The following is a 26,391-nucleotide window of genomic DNA, read 5'->3' on the forward strand; positions in this document are numbered from 1 at the left end:
TTCCGTTCCTCCTAGCGCCGCCGGAGGCGGACCTCGAAGACGTCCCTCAGCCCGTCGCCGATGAAGTTGAAGGCGAGGACGATGAGGATGATGGCGATCCCGGGCGGGTACAGCAGCCACCAGTAGCCGCTGTAGGTGTTGGCGAGGCCGTCGGAGAGCATCCCGCCCCAGTTCGCCGCGGGTGGCGGCACGCCGAGGCCGAGGAAGGACAGGTACGCGACGTACAGGATGGCGTCGGCGACCTGGAACGTGGCGTTGACGATCACGGTCCCGATGGCGTTGGGGATGATGTGCCGCCGTACGGCCCTGCCGCCGGTGCCGCCCATGGAGCGCATGGCGTGGACGTACTCGCGCGAGCGCAGGGTCAGGGCCTCGCCGCGGACCAGCCGGGCCGGGCCCAGCCAGGCGAACGCGCCGATGATGAGGATGAGCATCGGCACGGTCGGCGTGACGATGGTCGCCATCAGCATGAACAGGAACAACGACGGGATCGACATCATCGCGTCGACGACGCGCATCATGGCCGCGTCCACCCAGCCGCTGGTGAAGCCGGCGATGGCGCCCCAGATCGTGCCCACGATCGTGGCGAGCACGCCGGCGGCCAGTCCGACCACGATGGACGTCTGCCCGCCGAGCAGGAGGCGGCCGAGCTGGTCGTAGCCGACGCCGTCGGTGCCCAGCGGGTGCCCGGGAGTGCCGGGGGCCAGGTAGACCGAGGCGAGGTCGGTGTGCACCTGGTCGGTCCGGTAGAACAGCGGGCCGAGGAAGCACAGACCGCCCAGCACCACGAAGATGACCAGGCCGACCAGGGCGAGGCGGTTCTCGGCGAAGACCGTCAGCGCCTGGCGCCACTGGCCGCGTACGGGCGCCTCGTCGGCGGGGACCGGCGTGCCGGCCGCCTCGGCGTTGGCGGCGGTCATGAGCGGGCCGCCGTCCTGAGCCGTACGCGGGGGTCCACGGCGGCGTACAGCAGGTCGGCGAGCAGGGCGCCGAGCACGGTCGCGACCGCGATGATCAGGGTGACGCCGAACAGGATCGGGAAGTCCCGCTTCAGCGCCGCCTGCCAGAAGAGCTGGCCCATGCCGGGGTAGTTGAACAGGGCCTCGACGACCAGGGCGCCGCTGAACAGCGCGGGCAGGTACATCCCGAGCAGGGTGATGACCGGGAACAGGCCGTTGCGCAGCGTGTGCCGGGCGACGACGCGCGCCTCCGACAACCCCTTGCTGCGGGCGGTGCGCACGTAGTTCTCGTTGAGGTTGTCGACCATCGAGGAGCGTACGTACCGCGAGTAGACGGCGACGGTCACGATGGCGAGCGTGATGGTGGGCAGGACGAGCCCGGCCGGGTCGGCGAGCACCTCGCCCAGGGTGAACCCCTGTGAGGCCTCGGGCGGCAGGACCGGCCAGACCTGCGAGAAGAGAATGATCATCATGAGACCCATGAAGAAGATCGGCGTGGCGTAGGCCAGCAGCGACAGGGTGGTGATCGTGTAGTCGGGCCACCTGTTGCGCCGCATCGCCTGGACGACGCCGAGCGGGATGGCGACGACGACGGCCAGCATCGTCGAGAACAACGACAACACCATGGTCTTGGGCAGCCGCTGGCCGATGGCCTCGGCGACCGACTGGTTGAGCTGGAAGGAGTAGCCGAGGTCGCCGCGCAGGAGGCGGCCGATGTACATGGCGTACTGCTGGATCCAGGGCCGGTCGTAGCCCATCTCGTGGTCGAACGCCGCGAGCTGCGCCAGCGTCGCGTCCTTGCCGAGGGTGGCCCGCGCCGCGCCGCCCGGCAGGAGATGCAGGATGACGAAGGTGATCATCGTGACCAGCACGACGATGATCAGGGCCTGGCCCAAGCGGGTGATCAGATACCGGGCCACGCGGGGCCCCTCCTTGTTCCGGGGATTCCGGCGGCCCCCGCACGGGCCGCCGGAGTCGGGGACGGTCTCAGCTCTTCCAGGACCAGTCCTGGAAGAACATGTTGTTCATCGGGTCCTGCGTCACGCCTTGGAGCCCGGAGTTGTACGCCGAGATCTGGTAGACGGGGTTCGGCATCCACAACACCGGCAGGTCCTGGGCCAGACGGTCGTTGTACGCCTTCAGCGTCGCCTCGTCGTCGGAGAACTGGGTGGCCTCGATGAGCTTGTCGGACTCGGCGTCGCTGTAGCTGCCCAGGTTGACCGGGGCGCCGGTGGCGAACAGCCGCTCGCCGCTGGGGAAGGCCGGGTAGTACCAGCTGCCCTGCGAGCCGAAGTACGACATGTCCCACGAGCACTCGGAGTCGGATGACTTGCACGCCGGGGTGACCGCGACCGAGTCCGGCACCTCCTTGATGGTGAGCTGGATGCCCAGCTTGGCCATCTGCGACTTGATCTCGGCGAACATCTTGGTCGTCGCGGAGAAACCGGTCTGGCTGGTGACGGTGAAGGCCAGCTTCGCGCCGGACTTGATGCCCTCACCGCACTGGTCGGCGCCGGTGCCCGGCTTCTGGCAGGTCGTCTCGCCGTCGGGGGTCACCTGCCAGCCGTGGCTCTCCAGGAGCTGCTTGGCCTTGGCCGGGTCGAAGGGGTACGCGCAGCCTTCGCTGGATCCGTTCGTGCCGGGCTTGGCCGGGACGGGACCGCAGGTCGGGGCGGCCATGCCGGACCAGATGGCCTTGCTGATGGTCGGCTGGTCGATGAGCGACTGCAGGGCCTGGCGCAGGTAGAGCTGCTTGAACAGGGGGCCCGAGGCGGGGTTGTTGAAGTTCAGCTGGAGGTAGGTGATGGACCAGCCGTACCAGGGGGCGATCTGGTAGCCCTTCGACTCCAGGTACTTCTGCTGCGACAGGTTGGCCGGCGGCACGTAGCCGTAGTCGATCTGGCCCGCGCGCAGCACGTTGAACTCGGCGTCGTCGCTGGTGAAGGGGCGCAGCGTGACCGTCTTGAGCTTCGGCTTGTCGGAGCCGGAGTAGTTCGGGCGGGCGGTGAGGACGACCTCGCCGTTCGGCACGTACTTCTCCAGCTTCCACGGGCCGCTGTTGACCTGCCACAGCTCGTTGGTCGCGTACGTCTTGGGGTCCTTCGACGCGGCGGTGAGGAAGTCGAAGACCTTCTTGGCGCCCTCGGGCGTGGTGTCGAGGTCGCTCACCTTGCCCGTGGCCGAGTCCTTGTCCCAGACGTGCTGGGGCAGCGGCACGATGCGGTTGAGCTGGTTGCCGACGAACCATCCGGTGTTGTACGTCTTCGTGGTCGTCAGGGAGAAGGTCTTGTCGTCCTTCACCTTGAACTCGGCGATGTTGTCCGGGAAGCCGCCTTCGCGGTAGGACGCCCACTTGTCCTTGTTCGCGGTGACGAGGTTCCACCAGAACTGGATGTCACGGGTGGTGACGGGCTTGCCGTCGGACCACGTGTTGTCCTTCAGGGTGATCGTCAGCGTCTTGCCGCCGTCGCTCACCTCGGGCGGTCCGGCCATCGAGCGCTCGGGGTCGATGTTGTACTTCGCCGTGCCGTCCAGCAGGTACTCGTAGACGTGGCGGTACTGGGCGGAGCCGAAGATGACGTTCTCGCCCTGGGTGAAGCCGGGTGCCGAGATCGGCAGGATCCAGTTCGGGGTCCTGAGGGCGACGGTCACGCCGTCCTTGCTCTGGCCCCCGCTCTGGGCGCCTTTCTGCGCGCCGCCGGCGGACCCGCTGCACGCGGTCAGCGCGAGCCCGAGGGCCAGCACGCCCGCCAGGGCGCCGGTGCCGCGGAGCCCGCGCCGGTGGAATCTGCTCCCCATGGGATCTCCTCGGTTGACGTCGCACGGCGCCCTGCGCTTACCGGGGGGCCTGGTGCGTTCAATGCGGAGAATGTATAGATGGTCCTGCACGAAGTCAACGGAAATAATTCGCTTTGTTCGCTTACTTCTTTCGGTTTAGAGTCGAAGTCGCCGGTGCCTCATGATGGGGCTCTGTTGCGACGACGGGCCTGCCGGGGAACCGGCCTGAAGGAGGAGCGGCATGCCGGAGCCATCGAGTCCCGCCAACCTGCGTGAGCAGGCACTCAGCCTCTTGGCGAGTGGCGCGGCGACCTCGCGCGCCGACCTGGTCGAGACCCTTCAGGTCGCACCCTCGACCGTCTCCAGCGTGGTCCGGCGGCTGCTGGAGGAGGGCACCATCCTGGAGGAGGGCGTGGGCCGCTCCACCGGCGGGCGGCGCCCGCGCATCCTGCGCCTGCGCGATGTCCAGGGCGCGTTCGCGGTGTCGGAGCTGGGTGCCCAGCACGCGCGCGTCGGCCTGTGCACGCCCGACGGCCGGCTGCTGGCCGTACGGGAGATCGCCACCGACATAGCGGACGGGCCCAGCCAGGTCTTCGACGCCATCGGGCAGGCGTACGAGCAGCTCATCATAACCAAGGCCCCTGGTCAGCCGCTGCTCGGCATCGGCGTCGCGCTGCCCGGCCCGGTCGAGTACCCGCACGGCCGGCTGATCGGCCCGGCCCGGATGCCCGGCTGGAGCGGCTTCGACGCCCAGACCCACCTCAGAGAACGTTTCGGTGTGCCCGCGGTCGTCGACAACGACGCCAAGGCCGCCGCCCTCGGCGAGTACGTCACCCGCGGCCGCGACACCAGCGACATGATCTACGTCAAGGCCGGCACCGGCATCGGCGGCTGCCTGGTCAGCGGCGGCCAGATCTACCGCGGCGGCCGCGGGCTCAGCGGCGACGTCACCCACGTGCGCGTGGCCGACAGCGGCGAGCGCGAGTGCTCCTGCGGCAGCCGCGGCTGCCTGGAGACCGCGGCCAGCGGCGCCGCGCTGGTCCGCCAGCTCAAGGACCGCGGCCTGCGGGTGAGCACCCCGCGCGACGTCATCGCCGCCACCGTCGACGCCGAGCCGTCCGTCGTGACCCTGGTCCGCCACGCCGGCGGCCTGCTCGGGGTCGCCCTGTCCGGCCTGGTCAACTTCCTCAACCCCGACGCCGTCGTCATCGGCGGCGCGCTGTCCAGCCTCGACGTCTACGTGGCCGCCGCCCGGAGCATGCTCTACAAGCGCTGCCTGCCGTCCATGACCCAGTCACTGTCCATCGAGGCCAGCGCCGCCGGCCCGGACGCGGCCCTGATCGGCCTCGGACATCTCGTGCGCGCCTCGGCCGACGTCCGTCCTTCCTAGGCAAGGAGTCCCCCGCCCGTGTCCCGTCCCCTCCGCGTCGCCGTCGGCGGCGTGCACATCGAGTCCAGCACCTTCTCCCCGCACCTGAGCACCGCCGCCGACTTCGAGGTCACCCGCGGTGAGGCCCTGCTGGCGCGGTACGACTGGCTCGCCGAGCCGTGGGCGGCCGACGTCGAGTGGATCCCGCTCGTCCACGCCCGCGCCCTGCCCGGCGGGGCCGTGGCCAGGGAGACGTACGACGCCTGGGCCGCGGAGATCGCCGCCGGGCTGGCCACGGCGGGCCCGGTGGACGGTGTCCTGCTCGACATCCACGGCGCGATGAGCGTGGTCGGGCTGGAGGACGCCGAGGGCGACCTGGTCACCGTCGTCCGCTCGGTGACCGGCGGGGCGCCGTACGTCTCCGCGGCGATGGACCTGCACGGCAACGTCTCCCACCGTTTCTTCGACGGCTGCGACCTGCTCACGTGTTACCGCACCGCGCCGCACGTCGACGTCTGGGAGACCCGCGAGCGCGCGGCCCGCAACCTGGTCGAGGCCCTGCGCCGGGGGCAGCGCCCGCACAAGGCCCTCGTGCACGTGCCGATCCTGCTGCCCGGCGAGATGACCAGCACCCGCGTCGAGCCCGCCAAGAGCCTCTACGCCCGCGTGCCCGAGATCGAGGCCAGGGACGGCGTCATCGACGCGGCCATCTGGATCGGCTTCGCCTGGGCCGACGAGCCCCGCTGCCAGGGCGCGGTCGTCGCCACCGGCACCGACGCCGCCGCCACGGCCGAGGCAGCCCGCGAACTGGGCGAACGCTTCTGGGCGGCCCGCGACGCGTTCACCTTCGTCGCGCCCACCGGCTCGATGGACGAATGCCTCGACGAGGCGCTGACCGCGGTCAAGGACCCGGCCCGGCGCCCGTTCTTCATCAGCGACTCGGGCGACAACCCGGGCGCGGGCGGCGCCGACGACGTCACCTTCGCCCTCGAACGTATGCTGGCCCGCCCCGAGATCGCCGGCGGCTCGGTCCGCGCGGTGTACGCCTCGCTCGTCGATCCCGAGGCCGTGGCCCAGGTCGCCGGCCTCGCGCCCGGTTCGCCGGTCAGCCTGCGCGTCGGCGGCCGGATCGACGCCCGTGAGCCGGGGCCGCTGCCGATCGAGGGCGTGCTGGAGGCGGTCGCCGACGATCCCGACGGCGGCCGGTGCGTCAGCGTGCGGGTGGGCGGTCTGAGCGTGTTCGTCACCTCCCGCCGCATGCAGTACCGCGAGCTGGCCTCCTACGCCCGGCTGGGCGTCACCGTGGACGCGGTCGACCTGGTGACCGTCAAGATCGGCTATCTTGAGCCCGAGCTGTTCGACGCGGCGGGCGACTGGCTGCTCGCGCTGACGCCGGGCGGGGTCGACCAGGACCTGCAACGCCTGCCGTACGAGCGGCTGGCCCGGCCGGTCTTCCCCCTCGACCGCGACTTCGAGGCCGACCTGACCGTGGTCACCTCACCGTAGGCGCGGCCGTCCCGTACGCCTGCGGCGGGCTTGGAAGAGCACTCCCAGTCGGCTCCAAGCCAGGAACAAGAGGGCTGACTCATCATTTCCGCCTGTGAGCGGATATTTCAGGAAGAGGCTGATGAGGGTCGCCGCGGGTGCGGCGGTCGTCGCGGCGGTCATGCTGCCGGCGTTGCCGGCAGCCGCCGACGACTCCCCCGACGAGCGGCCCGACGTCCCGGTCGGCACCTGGCTGGCGGCACGTACGCAGCCCGCGGTGCAGCTGACCAGCTTCACCTACACGGCGACGGTGTCCGTACCGTCCAACACGATCAACGAGGTGGCCTACAACCAGATCGTCCAGGAGGCCGTCACCGCCGTGCAGTCCGGCAAGATCTCCTCGGACGAGCGCAGCATCGGCAAGTGGGTCTTCCAGCAGATCGCGGCCAACGTGGACACCTACGTGTCCTCGACCACCCCGATGCGTACGGTCGAGGCCGAGGTCGGCGGCATGTGCACCGGCTGGTGGGTCACCCCCGACGGGTACATGGTCACCGGGGCGCACTGCGTCCAGATCGGCGAGACCGAGCTGAGCCAGCTGTTCGCGCAGCAGGCGCTGGCCAAGTTCAACAAGAAGGACGCCAAGGAGATCATCAGCGGCCTGGGCGACCTCAGGAACGACGAGGAGATCGTCAAGCTCGCCCAGCAGATCTACGTCACGTTCAACTCGACCCACATGCAGCTCAGCAATCTCAAGCAGAGCCTGTCGGTCATGCAGAGCCTGCCGGGCGGCGGCGTGGACAAGACGGCCAAGGCGGTCCCGGCCGAGCTGGTGTCGGTGGGCGAGAGCTACCCGGGCAAGGACTTCGCGCTGCTCAAGGTCAACGGCCAGCAGAACCTGCCGACCGTGCCGCTCGGCGACGACGCCGACGTGCGGACCGGTGACACGCTCTACATCAGCGGCTTCCCCGGCCTGGTCACCAACACGCCGTTCTTCAGCCTGGAGTCGAAGCTGGAGCCGGCGCTGACCGAGGGGCCGTACAACGCCAAGCGCACCACGCAGACGGGCGTGCCGTACATCCAGACGCAGGCGCCGTCGTACCACGGCAACTCGGGCGGACCGGTGTTCAGCAAGGACGGCAAGGTCATCGGCATGCTGATCGCGGGCACGGTGAGCGAGGGCGGCGAGGCCTCGGAGAGCGAGAGCTTCGTGCTGCCGGTGGGCATCATCAAGGAGAAGCTCGGCGAGAAGAACGTCAAGCCCGCCCAGGCCGTCACGACGACCCGGTACAACGAGGCGCTCAACGACTACTTCCGGCGTTACTACTCCGCCGCGCTGCCGAAGTTCCGTGAGGTCCAGGCGCTGTTCCCGAACCACCCGTACGTCGCCAAGTACATCAGCGAGTCCCAGCAGGCGATCTCCGCGGGCAAGGACGAGACGCCCAAGCCGATCCTGATGTGGGTGCTGATCGGCGGTGGCGTGCTGCTGCTCCTCGTGCTCGCCGCGGTGCTGGTCAAGGTCCTGCGCGGGCGGCGGACCCGGCCCCCGGCGATCATCTCGCCCCAGCCCGGGTACGGCGCGGTGCAGCCGCCCCCGTGGCAGCAGCTCCCCGCGGGTCAGGCCCAGCTCTCGCCGCCGGTCCAGCCGGCCCATGGCGCGTACGGGCACAGCGGCCCCGACGGCTACGGCTCCGACGGCTACGGGCCCGGCGGGTACGGGGCGGGCGGTTACGCCGCGGGCCCGTACGGATCGGCGCCGGACGCGCAGTTCCAGCAGCCCCCGCACCCGCAGCAGGGCGGCGACCAGACCCGGGCCGTGCGCTACGGCCAGTTCGCCCCGCCCTCGGACCCCAGGTCCGGACAGGTCGCGGACCTGGAACGGCAGGTAGCCGACCTCCAGCGCCGGCTCGGCGACCAGCCCCCGAACTCCTGACCGGGCCCGCGTGAGCCCAGGTCCCGCCAGACACGACAGGATGCGCGGCCCCGGAACCCCGACGGCGGGTTCCGGGGCCACGCCATGTACCCGGCCGGTCCGGGCCGCGGCGCCCGTCGCGGCCTACGATGACCTCGTGGACGTGCTGAGCAGCCGCGTGCTCCTGCGGCCGAGCGACCCCGTACGCAGCCGCCGCTTCTACGCCGACACGCTCGGCCTGGCGGTCTACCGCGAGTTCGGCCCGGAGGACGATCCGGGCGTGGTGTACTTCCTCGGCCAGGGATTCCTTGAGGTCGCCGGGCGCTCCGACGCCCCCGCGACCGGCGGCACGCTGTCGATCTGGTTGCAGGTGCGCGACGTCGGGCGCGAGGAGGAGCGCCTGCGGCAGGCCGGCGTCACGGTGTTGCGGGAGCCGCGGCTCGAACCGTGGGGCCTGATCGAGATGTGGATCGCCGATCCCGACGGCCACCGCATCGTCCTGGTGGAGGTGCCGTCCGGCCATCCGCTGCGCCGCGACCCGCGGTGAGGGCCTCGCGTTTGCGTCCGGCGCGAAGCGTGTGCTAATGTTGGTCACGTTGCAGTTGTGGTACCCATAAAAGACTTTGTGCGCACCTGAAAGGGCTGGATCTTCAGGTGCGTTTTTGTTTTCCGGTCATCTCCGGGGTGGGCTCATCGCGGCGACACGGGAATCCGCGCGGTGCGGATTCCGTCTCTGCACGTCATCTGAAGGAGAACCGATATGGCAACCGGTACCGTGAAGTGGTTCAACTCCGAAAAGGGCTTCGGCTTCATCGCCCAGGACGGCGGCGGCGCCGACGTCTTCGCCCACTACTCCAACATCGTCTCCAACGGTGGCTACCGTGAGCTGACCGAGGGCCAGAAGGTGGCCTTCGACGTCGTCCAGGGCCAGAAGGGCCCGCAGGCGGAGAACATCGTTCCCGCCTGACGCCACGCAGCCCGCATCTGGGCCCGCACCTCTCCGGGGTGCGGGCCCAGACTGCTTTCCGGGCCCCTTGGTCGGGTATGGACCGATCAGCCCCGCACGGTTATGTTGCGAGAGCGTCAAGCATGTTGTCAGACGGACGCCGAGGAGCACCAAAAGACATCGTCTGAGAGGACCCTCGCATGTGCGGCATCGCCGGATGGGTCGACTTCGACCGCGACCTGACCACCGAACGGGCCACCGCCCTCGCCATGACCGAGACCATGAGCTGCCGGGGCCCCGACGACCAGGGCCTCCACCTCGACCGGCACGCCGCGCTCGGCAACCGCAGGCTCGCCGTCATCGACGTCGAGGGCGGCCACATGCCGATGGAGGCCGAGGGCCTGGCCGTCATCACCTACAGCGGCGAGGTCTACAACTTCGGGGAGCTGCGCGCCGAGCTGGCCGCCAAGGGCCACCGCTTCCGTACGAGGGGCGACACCGAGGTCGTGCTGCGCGGCTACCTGGAATGGGGAGAGGGCCTCGCCGACCGGATCAACGGCATGTACGCCTTCGCGATCTGGGACGAGCGCGAGCAGGAGCTGCTGCTCATCCGCGACCGTATGGGCATCAAGCCCCTCTTCTACTACCCCCTGCCCAACGGCGTGCTGTTCGGCTCCGAGCCCAAGGCGATCCTGGCCAACCCGCTGGCCCCGCCCGTGGTCGGCCTCGACGGCCTGCGCCGGCTCCTCAGCCTGGGCAGCCTGCGGCAACGCTCGATCTACAAGGGCCTGTTCGAGCTGCCGCCCGGCCATCTGCTGCGGGTGGGCCGGCACGGCACGCGGCTGCGCCGCTACTGGGCGCTGGAGGGCCGCGAGCACACCGACGACCTCGACACGACCGTGGGCACGGTACGCGAGCTGCTCGACGACATCGTCGGCCGGCAACTGGTCTCCGACGTACCGATCTGCACCCTGTTGTCCGGCGGCCTCGACTCCAGCATCGTCACCGCGCTGGCCAGGACGCACGGCCCGATCCGCTCCTTCGCCGTCGACTACGCCGGTTACGCCGAGAACTTCCAGGCCGACGAGAACCGCGGCGACCCCGACCGGCCGTTCGTGCGGATGCTGGCCGACCATGTCGGCTCCGAGCACACCGACATCGTCCTCGGGCCGGAGGAGCTGGCCGACCCGAAGCTGCGGGCCGCCGTCGTCCGCGCGTGGGACGCGCCGGGCTTCGTCGGCGACCTGAACACCTCCCTCTACATGCTGTTCCGCGCCATCCGCGAGCATTCGACCGTGGCGCTGTCGGGCGAGTCCGCCGACGAGGTGTTCGGCGGGTACGCCTGGTTCCACCTGCCGGAGACGGTCAACGCCGACACGTTCCCGTGGCTGGCCATGGTGATGCGCGAGCAGCAGCCGACCGACATCCTGGACAAGTCGCTGGTCCGGCGGCTCGACCTGGACGACTTCACCGCCGACGGCTACCGTACGGCGCTGGCCGAGGTGCCCCACGTGGACGGCCAGGACGCCCGCGAGCGGCGCATGCGCGAGATCTGTCACCTGCACCTCACCCGCTTCCTGCCCTACCTGCTCGACCGCAAGGACCGGATGAGCATGGCCGTCGGCCTGGAGGTACGCGTGCCGTTCTGCGACCACCGGCTGGTCGAGTACGTGTTCAACACCCCGTGGTCGATGAAGACGTTCGACGGCAGGGAGAAGAGCCTGCTGCGCGCGGCCGGGGCCGACCTGCTGCCCGAGCCGATCGTGCGGCGGGTCAAGGCGCCGTACCCGGTGACCCAGGACGTCGGCTATGAGGAGGCGCTGCGCGCGGCGCTGCGTGAGGTGGCCGCCGACCGCGACGCCCCGGTCCTGCCGCTGCTCGACCCCGAGGCCGTCCGCGCCGCGACCTCGGGGTCGTCCGACAAGATGACGACCACGATGACCAGGTACGGCCTGGAGCTGGCGCTGGATCTGAACGTCTGGCTGACCTCCTGCGGCGTGCGCCTGGAGGTGTAGCGGGCAGACTGGGCGGATGACGTCCAGTGATCATCTGCCGGCCACGCCGTTCGAGGAACAGTTGTGGGCGGCCCGCGAGGACGGGCACGACGCCCTGTGCCTGGGCCTGCTCCGCGACGCCGACCTGGCGTTGCCGATCACCGCCGCCGCGGCGGCCGGAACCGAGCCGCCCACCTGGGCGACGGCCGCCGACTCCGCCCGTACGTGGGTGGTGGCGTTCACCTCGGTCGAGGCGATGCGGCTGGCGACCGGCGGCGCCGCCACCCACTGCCGGATCGTCTCGCCCGCCGAGCTGGCGGCCGGGTGGCCGGACCCGCGTTGGGGGCTGGCGATCAATCCGGGGCTGGGGGCCTCCTTCCTGCTGGAGCCGGGGACGGTGGCCAGGCTGGCGGTGCCCACGCTCGTCCAGGACCTGCTGCTCGCGCCCGGGTCGGGGGTGCCGGTGGTGCAGAAGCTGCTGTCGCCGTCCGACGTCGGCGACCTCCTGGCGGCGGCCGAACCGCGCGTCTCCGGCTACTGCCACCACGCCCTCGACGTCTCGCACATCGCCACGCCCGCCGTGCTCGCCGACGCGCTGGGACAGCCCGGCATGCTGACCGAGAGCGGCTCGCTGAACATCCTGCGCTGGCATCCCGTCGGCCTCGACCTCTACCGCACCCCGTACGGCGGGCGCGACGAGGACGGCCGGGACGCGGTGGCGGGCTGGGTGGTCGAGGAGCCGCCGTTCGTCGGCATGGGCCTGGTGCCCAACGTCGACCAGGTCATCCGCGAGTACAAGGTGTACGGGGTCGGCCTGCCGCACGGCGCGGAGATCTGGGAGCTCACCGTCGACGGCACCGAGCACCGGCGCGCGCTCTACCACGGCGACCTGCGGCGATGGCTGCTGATCGGCCGGAGGGCGGCGGCATGACCTGGCACTTCTACCGCGCCCGCTGGCAGGGCGCCGACTACGTGGCCAGCCCCGAGCCGCACGCCCTGGAGCTGTGGGTACGCCTGCGCCTCACCGAGCCGGCCGACGGCTTCGAGGAGGCCGAGCCCGGCTGCCACGTGCGCACGGTGCCGGTGACCGAGGTCGAGTCCCTCCAGTTCGTGACCACGGAGTGCACGTGGCGGGGGGAGTCGTTCCAGGTGCACGACGAGCGCGACGCCCTTCTCCTGCTCGAATACCTGGGCGGGTCCGCGCCCGCGGCGCTCGCGCTGGGGCTGGAACGCGTCGAGCGGGGTGTGTACCGGGCGTGGGTCCCGCGGGCGGAGGTGGCCGACCTACGCGAGCAAGTTGTGCCAATAAATCCGACACATAGCCATTTTTGATGATTGGCTCTTGTCTCCTGTTGTTCATGTGACAGAAACTGGCCTGATAGGTGCACGTGACGTAAGAGACATGCGGCGTGGGTTTGGCGGGGGTGTCATGGATTCTCCTGACGTGGCGGGGATGCGGGCGTATGCCGATGAGCTGCGGGACATGTTCCGCCACATCGAGGACGCGGGTGTGGAGGTGCACGCGCTGGCCAAGGCCGTCCAGGTCACCGAGACCTCTCGGGACGGCCTGGTGTCGGTGACGGTCGGCTCCCGCGGCGAGCTGATCCGGCTCGACATCGACCCGCGCATCTACCGGCGCCCCGACGCCCGCCACCTGGCCGACAGCATCGCCGAGACCGCCCAGCGGGCCACCGAGCGCGCGCAGGAGCGCGTCGCCGAGATCTTCGAGCCGATCATCCCGCGCGAGGACTTCCAGGCGCACCTGGACGGCGACCTCGAAACCATCATGGCCCGGCTCGCCGAGCGCATGGGAGGCAGCCGATGAAGCCCTGGAACGGCACCCAGATCATCAAGCCCGTCGTGGACTCGGGCATCTCCCAGTGGACCACCATGGCCGAGGACTGGGAGACGCAGTCGGAGCGGCTGATCGCTGCGGTCGTCGAGGCGCTGGCCGCCGCTCCTTGGGGCGGCGGCGCCGAGGGCGAGGCGTTCAGGAACAGCCACCTCCAGGGAGACGGCCCGAACCGCATGCTCAACCAGTGCGTCGACCTCTCCAGGCAGATCACCGACGCGTGCGGCAGGCTGCGCGCGAGCATCGACAACACCCTGGGCACGGACGCCGACATCGAGAGCGATCTCAAGGCGCGGGAGGCCAAGGCGCGGGAGGCCAGGGCGTGACGCACAGCGGTACCGGGCCTCAGGGGACCACCGCTCAGGAATCGTCGGGGCAGACGTCGGCGGAGCCTGCGGTCCAGATCGACCGGGACGTCCAGCCGGTCTGGGAGACCGAGGTGCTGCCCGACTGGGTGTCCAACTGGCTGCTCCCGATGTTGTCGGCCGGGCAGAAATGGCCCGGCGCGAGCGAGAGCGGGATGTCCAAGCTGGCCCTGGCGTACGGGGACCTCGCCGTCGGGGTGGTCGGCACCGCGCCGCGCGCCGGCGGGGCCGTACGCGCGGTGGCGACCGGCTGGTCCTCCCCCGCCAGCGCCGACTTCGTCTCCCGCGCCAAGTTCCTGTACGGCCACGAGGCCGGCATGGCGGGCGTGGCCGGGAACTCGGAGTCGTTCAAGAGCCAGGCGCACAACTTCGCGGTCGAGACCCAGTACTCCAAGATCTCCGTCAACGTGGCCTTCTGGATCACGGTCGTCGCCATCGCCATCGCGCTCCTCGTCGCCTTCTTCACCGCCGGGTCCTCCACGGCGCTCATCGGCCCGTACGCGGCCGCGGCCCGCGCGGCGATCAGCCGGATCCTGGTCAGGCTCGCCATGGTCGGCGCCCGGCAGCTCGGGGTCAGCCGGCTGGCCAGGGTGACCACGCTCAGCGGCGCCACCGGGCGCGGCGTCATCACCAGGCTGCTCGGCTCCTCGATCGGCCGCGAGCTGATCGAGGAGATCGGCGAAGAGTTCTTCATCGACGCCGCCACCCAGTACCAGCAGATCCAGATGGGCACCAGGAAGGACTGGGACTGGAAGAAGTCCCGGGCGGCGATCATCGGCGCCGGCAGCGGCGCGCTCGCCGGCACCGCGCTGGCCGGGCCCATGTCCAACGTCACCCGGCACATGCCGGGCTTCCCCGGCCGCGCGATGACCACCGGCCTGACCAACACGATCGCCTCCCCGTTCGGCAGCGTCATCGCCAACCGCGTGGTGTACGGCGAGTGGGAGAACCCGTTCACGGTCGACTCCATCATGGGCGGCTTCATGGGCGGCGCCGGGCGTACCGGGTCGATCAGCCCGTTCAACCCCGAGGTGTACACGACACTGGCCAACCCGGTCACCGCCCTGGCCTCGGCGTACGACACCGCGGCCCGTACCGACGCCGCCCGTGCGGGAGGCGGCGACCCCGGCGCCGGAGGCGGCAACCCGCCGGGCGGCGGCCCGGCCCCTGCGGGCGGCGGTCCCGTCCCCGGCGGTACGGTGCACACCGGCGCGCCGGCCCCCAACCAGAACGACGACGTCAGGCGCGGCGCCCCGCCCTCGTCCGCCACCGACCCGGACGCGACCCCGCGCCGTGGCTCCAACTCGCGCGACAACCGGCAGGACGACACCAACCGGGAGCCCCGGGCCGACAACACGAACGACAACACGGACGACACGGCGGACGACAACGACACCACGCCGCAGACCCCCGACCAGCAGTCGAGGGGGAACCGCACCCCGCAGAACGCCCCCGACCCGACCCAGGACGACTCCCAGGCCCCCGACCCGGCCCAGAACGACTCCCAGCAGGACGACTCCCAGCAGGACACGGGGGACAAACAGCCGTCGGGCAACCGCACCGCGGCCCCCGATGCCCAGACCACCGCGGACGACTCCAACCGGCCCGCCACCCCGGACACGACGGACGACACCGCCGGCCCCGACATCTCCCAGTCCCAGGACGACCAGCAGAACCCCCAGCAGGACGACCAGCAGGACCCGCAACAGACCCCCCAGCAGGACCCGCAACAGACCCCCCAGCAGACCGCCCAGCAGGACACGCAGCAGGACAACCGTCCCGGGCCGGCCCCGGCGCAGCAGGCGGACGGTCCCGCCACCCAGTCGGCCGCCGCCCCCGACGACGCGCCGCCCACGCCCGTCCCCGTGATCGTGCGGGCGCGTACCGCGCTGATGGACTCGCTCACCGTCGACTTCCCCGGCGCGGTCGTCGGCCCGAACGGCGACCTCCTCATCCCCACCGCCGACGGCGGCGTACGGGTGATCCGCGCCGCCACCATGAGGCGCGTACGCTCCGCCCTGGACGCCCGCGCCGAGCAGGTCACCGACGCCGACGAGCTGCAGGCCGAGGCCACCGCGCTGGTGATGCTGGCCGCGCAGATGGAGGAGACCCGGCAACCCGCCACGAGCAGGCCGGGCACGGTCACGTCGAGGCCGGTCCCGGGCACCAGGTACGTCGCCGACGCCCGTCCGGGCACCCAGTTGCAGCCCGAGGAGGTCCACACCGGGGCCGACGCGGTGCGCCCGCACCACTTCCAGGGCCAGGGCGTCGTCTCGGTCACCTGGTCGGCCGACGGCACCACGCTCATCGTCCGCACCCAGAACAACGGCACCCACTACTTCCGCCCGGTCGTCGGCAACATGACCGAAGGTCTCATGGGCGAGACCGAGCTTTCGAGGAACAACAGCGAGCGCCGCCCCCACGTCGTGCACTTCGCGCCCGGCATGGACCCGAGCCAGGTGTCCCGGGTCTGGCTGCACGAGATCACCGACACCCTGCAGAAGACGCAGGAGACCGGTACGGGCAGGCGGCGCGGCTTCCTGCGCCGCAGGCAGACGACCAGCGAGCCCACCCAGGACATGTGCGCGCAGGCCCAGCTCAACGAGCTGGCGTTCATGGCCGAGCAGTGGCGTCAGGCGAGGACTCCGCAGGAGCAGCGCCTCCTCGCGCTCGACATCGACGGCGTGTCCCGCCAGCTCGCCGAGCGCGGCCACACCCCGCCGCTGCCGCCCTGGGCCCCGGCGCAGGCGTCCCGGCCGACCCAGGCGGCGCCGTTGCCGAACGCGCTCCCGACGCAGGAGGAGCTGCCGGGCGTCATCGACGCGCTCAAGCGGGCCGAGCAGGCGCTCAAGGATCAGGTCGCGGCGAAGCGCAAGACCGCCGAGGAGGCCGGCGAAGCGGCGGCCAAGTCTCGGATCGAGGCGCGCAAGGCGGACCGCCAGCTCGACCAGGGCCACGAGGAGCGGGCCCGCAAGGCGCGGCAGGAGACCCGCAACCATCGCGCCACCCAGCAACGGCACACCAGGATCGCCGACGCGTACGAGGCCGCGCTGCAGGAGGCGACGCGGGCGCGGCAGGAGTACGAGCAGTTGCTCATGGCGAGGAGGCAGATCGGCCGCCCCCAGGCGCGCGGCGAGGTCAGCATCGAATTCACCGTCGCCAGGCTGGCCGCCCAGGCCACGCAGCACCACGCCGCCTACCTCCAGGCGCTGGCCGAGGCGCTGCCGCAGGAGATCAGCCTGGCCGGGGCCCAGCCGACGGGCCGGCTGGCCCACCTGTCCGCCCTCACCACCGCCGTCAACACCATGCTGAAGAACAACGGCGTCCAGCAGTCGTTCACCGCCAACGAGCTGGAGCAGGCCATCCGGGCCGACTTCCACAAGGCCGTCTCCCCCGACGGCCTCGTCCTCCAGGTGGGGCAGCACGGCAAGGCGGCCGAGGTACGGATCAAGCTGTCGCTCGCCGACCTGGTCGAGGTGATCGATCCGGCCATCAAGGGGTCGGAGATGATGGTGGGCCTGTTCTTCCAGGCCGCCCGTACCGCCTCGGCCGGCCAGGCGGGCAGCTTCGGCCTGTCGATGGGCTTCGACACCACCGTCCTGGCGAAGTTGTTGCCGGAGGACAACGTGCTCAGGACGTTCGGCGAGCTGTTCGGCGTCGGCCTCGGCGCCAGCCTCGGGCGCAACTGGTCGACGGGCGGCGGGGCCGGCATGTACGCCCAGGGCGGCTCGGTCTCGGACAACCGGAGCGAGTCGCTGCTGTTCGACGCCGCCGCCACCTGGACGGTCGATATCCGTACCGGCCAGGACAAGAACTGGCGCGGCACCACCGTCGTCGACACCGGAGCGCCGGGCGACCCGGCCGGCCAGCGGTTGTGGTTCTCGCACTCCGTCACCGACCAGCCGGCGCGCAAGCTGGCCAAGATCCCCGGGCGCATGCGGGGCGCCGAGATGCCGAACGTCATCGTCCAGAGCATGAGCAACCTGGAGGACGCGCTCGACCTGCTCGCCACGGCGCTCGGCGGCGACTACGCCGAGGTCGGCACCGCGCCCCGGGACGCGCTGCGCTCGTACGTCACGCAGGAGCTGCCCCACCGCCTGCGGACCGCCGTGAACGGCGGTCTGGAGCGCGTCTTCACCAGGGACGGCAAGCCGCACGCCCGGGTGCGCGCCGAGAGCCGGGTCGTGCTGGTGGCCTCCACGCCGGTGGGCGGCGCGACCTCCGAGGAGTGGGAGGAGGAGGTGCTCGTCGACTTCGTCGGAACGCCGGGGGGCGCCTCGACGGGCGGCTCACTGGAGGGCAATGTCTCGGCCGGGTTCAAGCATCCCGCGCTCGACGGCGTGGACCTCGGCGAATACGAACCCTCGATCGGCCCCAAGGTCAGGGGGGCGAGGCCGTCGTCACGGTCGTACTCGGCCACCGCCAACAAGCAGGCGATCCATCCGAGCGTGCACCGCAAGACCAGCCCCAAGCAGAGCTACCGGCTCATGGTGGTGACGACCTTCACGGTCGAGGTGGTCGGCAAGCCCCCCGTCACCCTGAAGCCCGTGCTCAGCGAGGTGTTCGCGGACATGCGGGAGTCGGCCGCCTACCGGTTCGGGCTGCCCGTGGACAGCGAGGCGCTGGTCTACAAGAACGGCCAGCCGGTCACCGACGCCAAAGGCAACCACGTCCTGCGCGGCGACCCGAGCACCGACCCGCCTCCCGGCCGCAAGCCGGAGCTGCCCGAATGGCTCGGCGACGGGCCGGGGCAGATGCGCGGCGCGGGCCCGGCGCTGGTGCAGGAGATCGAAGGGCTGGACAAGATCCGGCAGGACGTACTGAAGGAGCTCGCCGAACGCGGGATCATCCCGAAGACCGTGAACGGCGTGCCGCAGTACTCCTCCAACGACCTCACCCGCGCCAGCCAGATCCTCAACGAGCAGGAGGTCATGGAGCAACTGTCGGAGCACCGGATCCGCTCCGCCTACGACACCCTGGCCCAGGACGGCATCGTGCTCGACCTGACGCTGCAGGGTCTCAACTCCGCCCCCGAGCACTACATGCTGCGCCTGTCGCTGAAGCAGGACTTCAACCAGTGGAGCTATGTCGGCCACACCGACGCGCAGACGGTGGTCAACCTCGACATCGGCTCCGACACCTCCGCCCGCGCCATCGGCAAGTCCAGGACGTACAGCGGCGGCGCGTCGGTCAGCGAGAGCGACGGCCCGAACGAGGGCCAGGACGGCCTCAGCCACGACGCCGGCGTGAACGGCGGCGGCAACCGGACCCGTTCGGTGGGCTCCAGCGCGGGCGGCACGGTCAACGTCGTGACGCTGCAGGAGAGCAACGGCCCGGTCGCGATCTTCTCGCTGTCCCACGACATGACCGTCGACCTGCTGCACAACGGCACGACGACGGAGATCTCCAGCCACAGGGGCTCGGCCCAGCTCGTGTTCGCCGCCGACCTGCTCCCCTCGACGAAGCCGACGCCGCCCGCGCGGCTCGGCCGGATGTCCCCGAAGCTCCGGGCCAAGGCTCGGCTGCTGCACATGGACGTGGGCCAGGCACTGGACGCGGCCCGCCGGGTGTTGCCGCGCGGCATGACCGCCGACTCGGTGGCCTTCCAGCACCTCATGTCGTTCCTGAGCGTGCGCAACCTGGTCGCCCATCCCAAGCTGCTGAACAGGCCGCTGACCACGGACGTCGCGGTCCGGCCCGAGCACGGGACGACGCGCTCGTCGTTGTCGGTGTCCGGCGAGGTCGGCGAGACCGAGGTGCTGGGGGTCGTCGACCAGGTCACGGGCGAGATCCTGTTCGGGCTCGGCAGCGCCGGGATCTCGTGGGGCGGCTCGTCCGGACTGTCGACCGGCGCGTCGGTGAGCGGCTCCGACCTCGACGGCGGCGGCACGTCCAGCGACGGCGTCTCGGTCACGCCGTTCTCCCGGTCCGGCGGCACGTCCGAGTCCAGCTCGATCCTCGACATCTGGGGCAGCGAAGAGCTGACGATCGAGTTCGGCCGCCAGTACATCCTGCGCAGCACCGTCGATCTCACCCTCACCGGCTCCGAGAGCTCCGAGAACGGGTTGCCGACCGGCGAGCGGATCCCGGTCACCAGTCCCTCGACGACGTCCACGACCGGCACCGCGCTGTTCACGATCTCCGAGTTCGACGCGCTGCTGATGTACGCGGAAGGCGACCTCGACCTGCCCTCCCACCTGGTCGCGGACGCGGTCGAACGGTTCCTCAACGGCAGCCTGACCCTCGACAGGAGCCTCGCGGTCCCGCTGCTCCAGCGCTACGTCCTGGACATGGCCCAGTCGGGGACCACCAACGAGTACACCGACCGCCACACCCCGCAGGCCCTGCTGCCCAAGATCAAGGAGGTGACCGGGCTCTACACCCCCGCCGCCGGGAGCCCGCAGCAACAGCTCGACCTGGCCCTGGGCCACGCCGCCGACCAGCTCGAACGCTCCAGGGACGTGGTGCTCGCGCCCCCGTACGACCGGACGGTCGGCGCCAGCTCGTCCGAGTCGCTGAGCCTGACGGACGAGAACGGCAACCCGGTCGACATCATCGACGCGGTCAGGAGCGCGGTGCAGGACGCCGTGCCGGGCGCGCTGGACGGGAGCCCGACCCTCGGCGAAGAGCTGAACGTCGACTTCTCCAGCGACGCCGCGCTGATCCACGTCGTCGACATGTGGTCCAGCCGCGGCTTCGAGCGGAGCTACCACGTCCAGCAGGGCCCGGAGATGACGCAGGCCGAGGAGGTGACGGTCAGGGTACGCCTCGAACCCGTCGGCAATTCGCGCCGGGCCAGGTTCCTCAGCAGGACCTCGCAGTCCGGGGTCATCGGCCAGCACTACCGGTACACCGATCTGTCGCATTCGGAGTCGTACAACGGGTCCTACTCCGTGGGCCTCGACCAGAGCGCGAACGGCCAGGGCGACGGCCAGGGCAGCGGCCTGTCCACCGACCGTGGACGCGGCTACTCCGGCTCCACCAACCACCAGGGCACCCGGCTCCAGCGGATCGGCCTGTTCCTCGGGCTGACCCGGGTGGAGCAGCAGATGAAGCTGGTCATCGAGGTCGAGCGCAGGCCCGTACGCGCGGGCAAGGCCCCGGACGACGGCAAGGTGATCGCCGGTGTCAGGGCGGCGGCCAACGCGCTCCGGGGCAGGCCGCGCACCGCGCCGCCGGTCACCTACGACGCCACGCTGGTGCGGCGCATCCCGACCGGCATGACCAGGCCCGCGGCCGAGGACCCGGGGCCGGTCGTCATGGCCGCCGACCCCCGGCAGGCCGAGCTGCTGCCCGGCTACTACACGCAGGCGTTGTGGGAGGACCCGAACAGGCCCAGCCTGAGCGAGGTCATCACCAACCAGCTCACCAAGATGCTGGGCGCCGCGGCGGTCCAGGAACGCCGTCCCGAGCTGGTCAGGCGGCTCTCGGTGTCGGGCCTGCTCACCGCCTTCGAGCGGATGACGGGCCCCTTGGGCGAGCCGATCGTCAGGGTGTCCAGGCAGAAGTTCAAGGACCAGGGCGTGACGGTCACGGTGCACGCCCGCACGTCCGACCTGACCATCGTGGCCGGCCCGTACGACGGCGAGAAGGGCCAGGTGGACCGTAAGGCCGACGCCCAGAACGTGACGGTCTCCCGCGGGCGGACGACCCCGGTGGGCTGGGGCGGCAACATGTCAGACGGGGTGTCCGGGCTCAACGGCGGCGTCCGGGGCGGGGAGCAGACGTCCGACAGCGTCAGCGACCACCACGGCGCCCGCCGCGAACGCAGCATGTTCGAGAAGGGCAAGCTGTACACGGTCCGCCTCCGGGTGGACTACGACGTCGACTACCAGTACGTCGCCCGGCTGCGCGACGGCAACGAGCATCCGGTCGGCGACCCCGTCCACATGCCGAACGCGTCGAGCGGCGAGGTGGACGTGATCATGTTCGGCGAGGAGATCGAGGAACTGCGCGCCCGCATGGAGTCGAACGTGCGCCTCGCGCCGCCGAGTCCCGGTGGGCCGGCGCCCGCGACGTACACGTTCGTGCCCGACTCCGCGAATCAGGGGCCGATCCAGACCCTCCAGGAGGCCCGCCTGGCCGCCCGCGAGCGCGGCGAGGTGACCCAGGTGGCGGTGTGGGAGCCGGACGGCGTCCACCGCTTCCGCGCGATGCCCGACGGCACGCTGTACAGCGAGACGCCCGACGGCGGCTTCGCCGACGCGTTCGCGAGCCTGGCCCCCGAACTCCTGGACGCGGCCCAGGACGTCGGCCTCGACCTGCGCGACCTGTTCATGAACTCCGGCACGCCCGGCACCTTCACCGACCAGGTCCAGGCCGCGCTGAAGGCCCTCGACGCCCTTCCCGCGCCCGCCGCACCGGCCTGGCCCGCCCCCGCGACCGATACCGGCGGGCAGCCGGCCCCGGTGGGCGGCAGCGTGGCGCAGGGCGTGACGCCGGCCGCCGGGATGCCGTCGCCCGCGATCGAGAACACGCCGTTCAGCAGGTCGGCCCGTCCCGAGGGCGTGCCCGACCTGACCATGGACGAGCTGCACGAGCAGCCCGTCTCCGCCGTCGATCTCGGCGGCACCGCCGCCCACGTCGGCTGGACCGGCGAGAACGAGCTGACCCTCCAGTTGCCGGGCGTGCCCGACCAGCACGTACGCGTGCTGATCGAGGACCCGGGCCAGGGCCTGAACGCGCTCACCGAGCCGCGCGCGGGCACCCCCGAGGACCCGCACCTGCTGCGGATCTCGGGTCGCGTGCACCCCGACCTGGTCTCGTCGATCCTGGTCCACGACCTCTCGCACGTCGCCCAGACGGCGACCGCGACGGCGGCCGGCATGCCGCAGGGCGTGATCAGGACGTCCCCGAACGGCGAGCACACCGAGGGCACCGACCTCTGCCTGCTCCCCCGCCTGGACGAGCACACCCACCTGTCCGGCAAGTGGCACGCCGCCACGGACCCGGCCACGCGGGAGCACCTGGCGGCGGCGATCGACGCCCTCGCCGAGGACATCCGGCAGCGCGGCCACACCCCGCCGCCCCCGCCCTGGGGCACCGGCCCCCGGGCGCCGGCCGCACCGGCCGCGCAGGAGCCGCAGAGCCGGATCGCCCGCCTGCTCAACGGCGGCTCGGCCACCGGCCTGGACACCTCGCCCCACGGCCTCGGCAAGCTGGCCGGGATCGCCGGCGTCTCCGCCGTGACCCCGGCCGCCGGCGCCGCGGCGAACCCGGCGGCCCCGCCCGTCGGTCCGGCCGACACGTTCACGGTGACGACCCCCGAGGGTTCCTTCACGCTGACCCTGGCCGAGGCCGCCCCTGGCGCCACCGAGGTGACCGCCGAGCCGGCCGCCCCGGGCAACCTGACGCTGCGGGTGCCCGCGGCCGACGGCCCGCGCGCCATGACCGCCGTCGCCGAGCACGTGGCGGCCCACGCCGCCGCCCTTCCCGGCCGCCCGGGAGCGGCCCGGTCCTCCGACACCGGTCAGAACCGGCCCGCGCCGGCCGAGGCGGCGGCGCTGGCGCGGCTGCGCGGCCTGGCGCTGGCGGTCGACGACGCCGGCCCCTTGAGGTCGCGGGCCGAACGGGCGGCGCTGCAGGCGGAGGCCCGCCGCCTGGGCCTGACCGGCGACCAGCAGGGCGCGCCCTCCAAGCTGGTGGAGCTGGCCCGCACGGGCGACCTCACCCCCGAACAGGTGACGGCCATCCGCGGCCACGCCACGCTCCCCGAGATGGCCGCCGCCGGAGCCATCGGGCGGGCCGCCGCCCTCATGGGCGCCCGCGTCCACCCGCACGGCCCCGGTCTCCTGGACATCGTGCTGCCCGGCCGCGCGCCCATCACCGTCGAGGTACGGCGGCCCGGCTCCGGCCCGGCCGACCCGGCCGTGCTGACCTACGAGGTGGACCCCGCCCGTACGGTCGGCGCGAACGAGCGGGCCGCCGCCGCGACGGCCGCCGCCGCCGTGGCCCGCGCGCTGGGCCTGTCGCCCGCCGACGGCCAGGAGCTGGCCGAGCTGCAGGAGGCGGTACGCCAGGTCCGTGCGGCCACCGACAGGCAGCGCCCCGGCCGGCTGGGCGTGCTGTACGACCTGGTCACCGAGGCCCGTCCGGAGGTGTTGCGGATGCTGCCCGACCAGGTGGCCGCCCAACTCGCCACGCTGGCCGAGGGCCGACGCCCCCGCGACCTGCCGGCGAGGCTCGACCGCCTGCGCACGTTGGCGAACGCGACCGGCTGGCACCTTCCCGAACCCGAGTGCGTGTGCCCGCCGGACGGCCCGTGCGCGTGCGGCCTGCGCCGGGACGGAGCCGAGCCGGTGACGCTGCCGACCGGCCCTGAGGCGGTGGCGGTGTGACGTGCCCGGCCGTACGGTCGGGCATCATGGGACTCCCGAGGAGAGGACGGCAATGGCTTTCGCGGTGGCCCGTACGAGGGACGAGGCCCATCTCTACTTCGACCTGCACCCCTGCGAGTGCGGGTCGGCCGACACGACCTGGCGCAACGGGCTGGTCGATGTCGAGGGTGAGCTGGTCAACCGCTATTTCGGCGAGTGCGAGGAGTGCGGCACGCCGCGGGAGTTCCTGTTCGGGCTGCCTGAGCGTCCCGTGCTGCCCGACGGGTTCCCGACGTTCGGCGGCGCGGAGCCGTCGGAGCTGCTCGACGCGGGCGAGTGGTTGTGGGTGGCCGACCTGACGGCGGGCGACGTGCCGGTGCACGACCGGGCCGAGGCCCTGCGCGCGCTCAGGATCGCCGCGGCGGCGGTGGAGGAGGTCGTCAAGTTCGTGCCCGCGGGCGCGGACGCGGTGCCCGGCGACGGGTTCTGGTCCGAACGCGGGCAGGGGATGCACGCCACCGAGACGGGCAGGTTCCAGCTCGACCGGCTGCTGGTCGTCCGTGACACCTACCAGCGACTGGCGGCCGACTATGCCTGAACACGGTCTGGGCCGCTCGCTCGTCGAGGCGTACGTCTACATCGACCTGGTGGCGTACGACGGCATGCCGGGCGCCTCCCGCGGCGCCACGGTGGCGCAGGACGACGAGGGCCTGCGGGTGCGCCTCGGCGACGTGGAGGTCCTGGTCCCCTACGAGGACGAGAGCGCGGCCAGGGAGACCGGCGTGACGTTCGGCACCGGCCTGTCCGAGCTGCTCGACCCCGGCCAATGGGTGCTGATCGCCACCACGTACGCCAGCCGCGCCCTGGAGGAGGGCCTGTTCTACGCGGTGGGCCCGGCCGACCCGGCGCGCTTCGACAGTGTCGCGACCGGCTGGCGCTTCGCCGCCGACGCCGTGGCCGAGGCGCTGAAGTTCTTCCCGCCGGGAGCCGCCGAGCTGCCGCCCGACGTGTTCTGGAGCGGCCTCGGCAGAGCGGTGCGCGAGGACGAGCCCGAGCGTCTGACCAGGGCGAAACTGGAGAACGACCTGGCCTTCTACCGTCAAAGCCTGGACGACTTCCAGCGTCTGCACGCCAGACCCTGACGGCCAGAGTGCGCCTTCCGGAGGGTAAGGCTCTCATTACTGATTGGCTACTCTACTTTTAGTAGCGCAATAACTACTTTCGGTAATGTCCTCCTGCTCTCCTTCAGGGAAGAGGCGCGCCATGCCCGAGTACGCCGCGGCCTCGCGGCTTCCGACAGGTCCCACCGGCCTGGGAACCTCCGCGCTCCACCTGCCGGTCCCCGGGCCGCCCCCGGGACCGCCGCCCGCGCCCCGGCAGCTCCTCGCCCCCATCCCCTACGTCGAGCGCGAGTGGGGCGACGGTTCCTACCCGCCCCTCTACTGCCCCGAGACGGTCCGCGACGATCCGGCGCTCGGCGCCGAGGTCGACCGGCGGCTCGTGGCGTGGGCCGAGAAGGTGGGCCTGCACGCCGGGCGGATGGACGAGTTCGCCGCCACCGGGTTCGGCCGGCTGGCGATGCTCTCCCACCCCGACAGCGACGACCCCGACCTGCTGCTGGTCGCCGCGCAGATGAACACCGCCTGGTGGGCGGCCGACGACTACTACGCCGACGAGACCGACCTCGGCGCGACCCCCACCGAGCTGCCGCCCCGCCTCGCGCTCGTCATGTCGGCGATGGACCCGCCCCCGCCCGCCGGCGTCTACACCGAGCGGCTCGAAGAGGCGATCGAGGCCGACCCCGTGCTCGTCTCCCTGCGCTCGGCCACCGACCACCTGTCCCGCCACGCCACCCCGTCCCAGGTCATGCGGGCCTGCAACACCACCTTCCAGATGTACGTGAGCTGGACCGCCTACGCCGCCTGGCGCTACCTGGAGACACCGCCGCCCGTCTGGCGTTACCTCGCGGCCCGGCAACACGACAGCTTCTACACCTCCATGACCCTCATCGACGTCGTCGCCGCGTACGAGCTGACCGCCAACCTGTTCTACGAGCGGCGTTTCCACACCGCGCTCATGCAGGCCGGCACCGCCAGCGTCATCGTCAACGACATCCACTCCGCCGAGAAGGAGGCGGCCGACGAGCTGCCCGACTCCAACGTGGTCCTGCTCATCGCGGACGAGGAGAAGTGCTCCATCCGCGAGGCCACCGAGCGCGCCGTCGTGTTGCACAACGACTTCGTCAAAGGCTTCGAGACCAGCCAGCGCGAGCTCGCCGCAGTCCCGTCCGCGGAGCTGCAGCGATTCCTGCGCGGCGCCCAGGGCTGGATGGCCGGCTGCCTCGAATGGCACGGCACCAGCAGCCGCTACCACTCATGACGACCGGCCGCCCCCGGCCGGAAAGGAGCTCTACCG

General features: G+C 71.5%; 17 protein-coding genes. 14 read left to right on the forward strand and 3 right to left on the reverse strand.

Translation table 11 applies throughout. The annotated features are described in order from the left end of the window. Positions 1-11: 11 nt before the first annotated feature. The 3 genes from IEZ27_RS44925 to IEZ27_RS44935 form a co-directional block, all read right to left on the reverse strand. Positions 12-920 carry an ABC transporter permease gene (locus IEZ27_RS44925; protein WP_189652847.1) on the reverse strand — a complete coding sequence of 303 codons (909 nt, stop codon included), beginning with the start codon at positions 918-920 and terminating at the stop codon, positions 12-14. Continuing rightward, positions 917-1,879, reverse strand: a complete 963-nt coding sequence (locus tag IEZ27_RS44930) for an ABC transporter permease (RefSeq protein ID WP_125645453.1) — start codon at positions 1,877-1,879, stop codon at positions 917-919. Before IEZ27_RS44930 ends, IEZ27_RS44925 begins: the two co-directional genes overlap by 4 nt. A 67-nt stretch (positions 1,880-1,946) precedes the next feature. Further along, positions 1,947-3,758 (reverse strand): peptide ABC transporter substrate-binding protein, encoded by a 1,812-nt coding sequence (locus IEZ27_RS44935; RefSeq protein WP_189652848.1) that lies wholly within the window; start codon positions 3,756-3,758, stop codon positions 1,947-1,949. Between the two features lie 220 nt (positions 3,759-3,978). Between IEZ27_RS44935 and IEZ27_RS44940 the strand changes: the two genes are divergently transcribed. From IEZ27_RS44940 to IEZ27_RS45005, 14 genes are all read left to right on the forward strand, one after another. Next, complete coding sequence (locus IEZ27_RS44940; RefSeq protein ID WP_189652849.1) at positions 3,979-5,127, forward strand: ROK family transcriptional regulator; 1,149 nt, start codon at positions 3,979-3,981, stop codon at positions 5,125-5,127. 18 nt (positions 5,128-5,145) lie between these two features. Then, on the forward strand, positions 5,146-6,612 hold the full coding sequence (locus IEZ27_RS44945) for a M81 family metallopeptidase (protein ID WP_189652850.1): 1,467 nt from the start codon (positions 5,146-5,148) through the stop codon (positions 6,610-6,612). A 121-nt stretch (positions 6,613-6,733) separates the two neighbouring features. Beyond that, on the forward strand, positions 6,734-8,524 hold the full coding sequence (locus IEZ27_RS44950; protein WP_189652851.1) for a S1 family peptidase: 1,791 nt from the start codon (positions 6,734-6,736) through the stop codon (positions 8,522-8,524). A 136-nt stretch (positions 8,525-8,660) separates the two neighbouring features. Beyond that, complete coding sequence (locus IEZ27_RS44955; protein ID WP_125645443.1) at positions 8,661-9,050, forward strand: VOC family protein; 390 nt, start codon at positions 8,661-8,663, stop codon at positions 9,048-9,050. A gap of 213 nt (positions 9,051-9,263) precedes the next feature. Then, a complete protein-coding gene (locus IEZ27_RS44960) occupies positions 9,264-9,470 on the forward strand; it encodes a cold-shock protein (protein WP_055509312.1) in 207 nt (68 codons plus the stop codon). 179 nt (positions 9,471-9,649) lie between these two features. Continuing rightward, entirely contained in the window at positions 9,650-11,464 is a 1,815-nt protein-coding gene (gene asnB, locus IEZ27_RS44965; protein ID WP_189652852.1) for an asparagine synthase (glutamine-hydrolyzing), read from the forward strand. Between the two features lie 16 nt (positions 11,465-11,480). Continuing rightward, positions 11,481-12,374, forward strand: a complete 894-nt coding sequence (locus tag IEZ27_RS44970) for an SseB family protein (protein WP_189652853.1) — start codon at positions 11,481-11,483, stop codon at positions 12,372-12,374. After that, positions 12,341-12,775 (forward strand): hypothetical protein, encoded by a 435-nt coding sequence (locus tag IEZ27_RS44975; RefSeq protein WP_229824916.1) that lies wholly within the window; start codon positions 12,341-12,343, stop codon positions 12,773-12,775. The genes IEZ27_RS44970 and IEZ27_RS44975 overlap by 34 nt, the downstream gene beginning before the upstream one ends. A gap of 97 nt (positions 12,776-12,872) precedes the next feature. Beyond that, entirely contained in the window at positions 12,873-13,268 is a 396-nt protein-coding gene (locus IEZ27_RS44980) for a YbaB/EbfC family nucleoid-associated protein (RefSeq protein WP_189652854.1), read from the forward strand. After that, complete coding sequence (locus IEZ27_RS44985) at positions 13,265-13,621, forward strand: hypothetical protein (protein ID WP_189652855.1); 357 nt, start codon at positions 13,265-13,267, stop codon at positions 13,619-13,621. The genes IEZ27_RS44980 and IEZ27_RS44985 overlap by 4 nt, the downstream gene beginning before the upstream one ends. Continuing rightward, positions 13,618-23,997 (forward strand): WXG100-like domain-containing protein, encoded by a 10,380-nt coding sequence (locus IEZ27_RS44990; protein WP_189652856.1) that lies wholly within the window; start codon positions 13,618-13,620, stop codon positions 23,995-23,997. Before IEZ27_RS44985 ends, IEZ27_RS44990 begins: the two co-directional genes overlap by 4 nt. Before the next feature lie 52 nt (positions 23,998-24,049). Further along, positions 24,050-24,574 (forward strand): hypothetical protein, encoded by a 525-nt coding sequence (locus IEZ27_RS44995; RefSeq protein ID WP_189652857.1) that lies wholly within the window; start codon positions 24,050-24,052, stop codon positions 24,572-24,574. After that, positions 24,567-25,118, forward strand: coding sequence for a hypothetical protein (locus IEZ27_RS45000; protein WP_189652858.1), 552 nt, complete (start codon positions 24,567-24,569; stop codon positions 25,116-25,118). The genes IEZ27_RS44995 and IEZ27_RS45000 overlap by 8 nt, the downstream gene beginning before the upstream one ends. A 121-nt stretch (positions 25,119-25,239) precedes the next feature. Next, a complete protein-coding gene (locus tag IEZ27_RS45005; RefSeq protein ID WP_189652859.1) occupies positions 25,240-26,355 on the forward strand; it encodes a family 2 encapsulin nanocompartment cargo protein terpene cyclase in 1,116 nt (371 codons plus the stop codon). The last annotated feature ends 36 nt before the right edge of the window (positions 26,356-26,391 follow it).

Source organism: Nonomuraea spiralis, from assembly GCF_014648435.1.
GTDB classification, from domain to species: domain Bacteria; phylum Actinomycetota; class Actinomycetes; order Streptosporangiales; family Streptosporangiaceae; genus Nonomuraea; species Nonomuraea spiralis.

What these genes read in the sequence shown, in the direction of transcription:
- IEZ27_RS44925 (WP_189652847.1), bottom strand. Translation starts at nt 920, where the DNA reads ATGACCGCCGCCAACGCCGAGGCGGCCGGCACGCCGGTCCCCGCCGAC.
- IEZ27_RS44935 (WP_189652848.1), bottom strand. Translation starts at nt 3,758, where the DNA reads ATGGGGAGCAGATTCCACCGGCGCGGGCTCCGCGGCACCGGCGCCCTG.
- IEZ27_RS44940 (WP_189652849.1), top strand. Translation starts at nt 3,979, where the DNA reads ATGCCGGAGCCATCGAGTCCCGCCAACCTGCGTGAGCAGGCACTCAGC.
- IEZ27_RS44950 (WP_189652851.1), top strand. Translation starts at nt 6,734, where the DNA reads ATGAGGGTCGCCGCGGGTGCGGCGGTCGTCGCGGCGGTCATGCTGCCG.
- IEZ27_RS44960 (WP_055509312.1), top strand. Translation starts at nt 9,264, where the DNA reads ATGGCAACCGGTACCGTGAAGTGGTTCAACTCCGAAAAGGGCTTCGGC.
- asnB (WP_189652852.1), top strand. Translation starts at nt 9,650, where the DNA reads ATGTGCGGCATCGCCGGATGGGTCGACTTCGACCGCGACCTGACCACC.
- IEZ27_RS44970 (WP_189652853.1), top strand. Translation starts at nt 11,481, where the DNA reads ATGACGTCCAGTGATCATCTGCCGGCCACGCCGTTCGAGGAACAGTTG.
- IEZ27_RS44975 (WP_229824916.1), top strand. Translation starts at nt 12,341, where the DNA reads ATGGCTGCTGATCGGCCGGAGGGCGGCGGCATGACCTGGCACTTCTAC.
- IEZ27_RS44980 (WP_189652854.1), top strand. Translation starts at nt 12,873, where the DNA reads ATGGATTCTCCTGACGTGGCGGGGATGCGGGCGTATGCCGATGAGCTG.
- IEZ27_RS44985 (WP_189652855.1), top strand. Translation starts at nt 13,265, where the DNA reads ATGAAGCCCTGGAACGGCACCCAGATCATCAAGCCCGTCGTGGACTCG.
- IEZ27_RS44995 (WP_189652857.1), top strand. Translation starts at nt 24,050, where the DNA reads ATGGCTTTCGCGGTGGCCCGTACGAGGGACGAGGCCCATCTCTACTTC.
- IEZ27_RS45000 (WP_189652858.1), top strand. Translation starts at nt 24,567, where the DNA reads ATGCCTGAACACGGTCTGGGCCGCTCGCTCGTCGAGGCGTACGTCTAC.
- IEZ27_RS45005 (WP_189652859.1), top strand. Translation starts at nt 25,240, where the DNA reads ATGCCCGAGTACGCCGCGGCCTCGCGGCTTCCGACAGGTCCCACCGGC.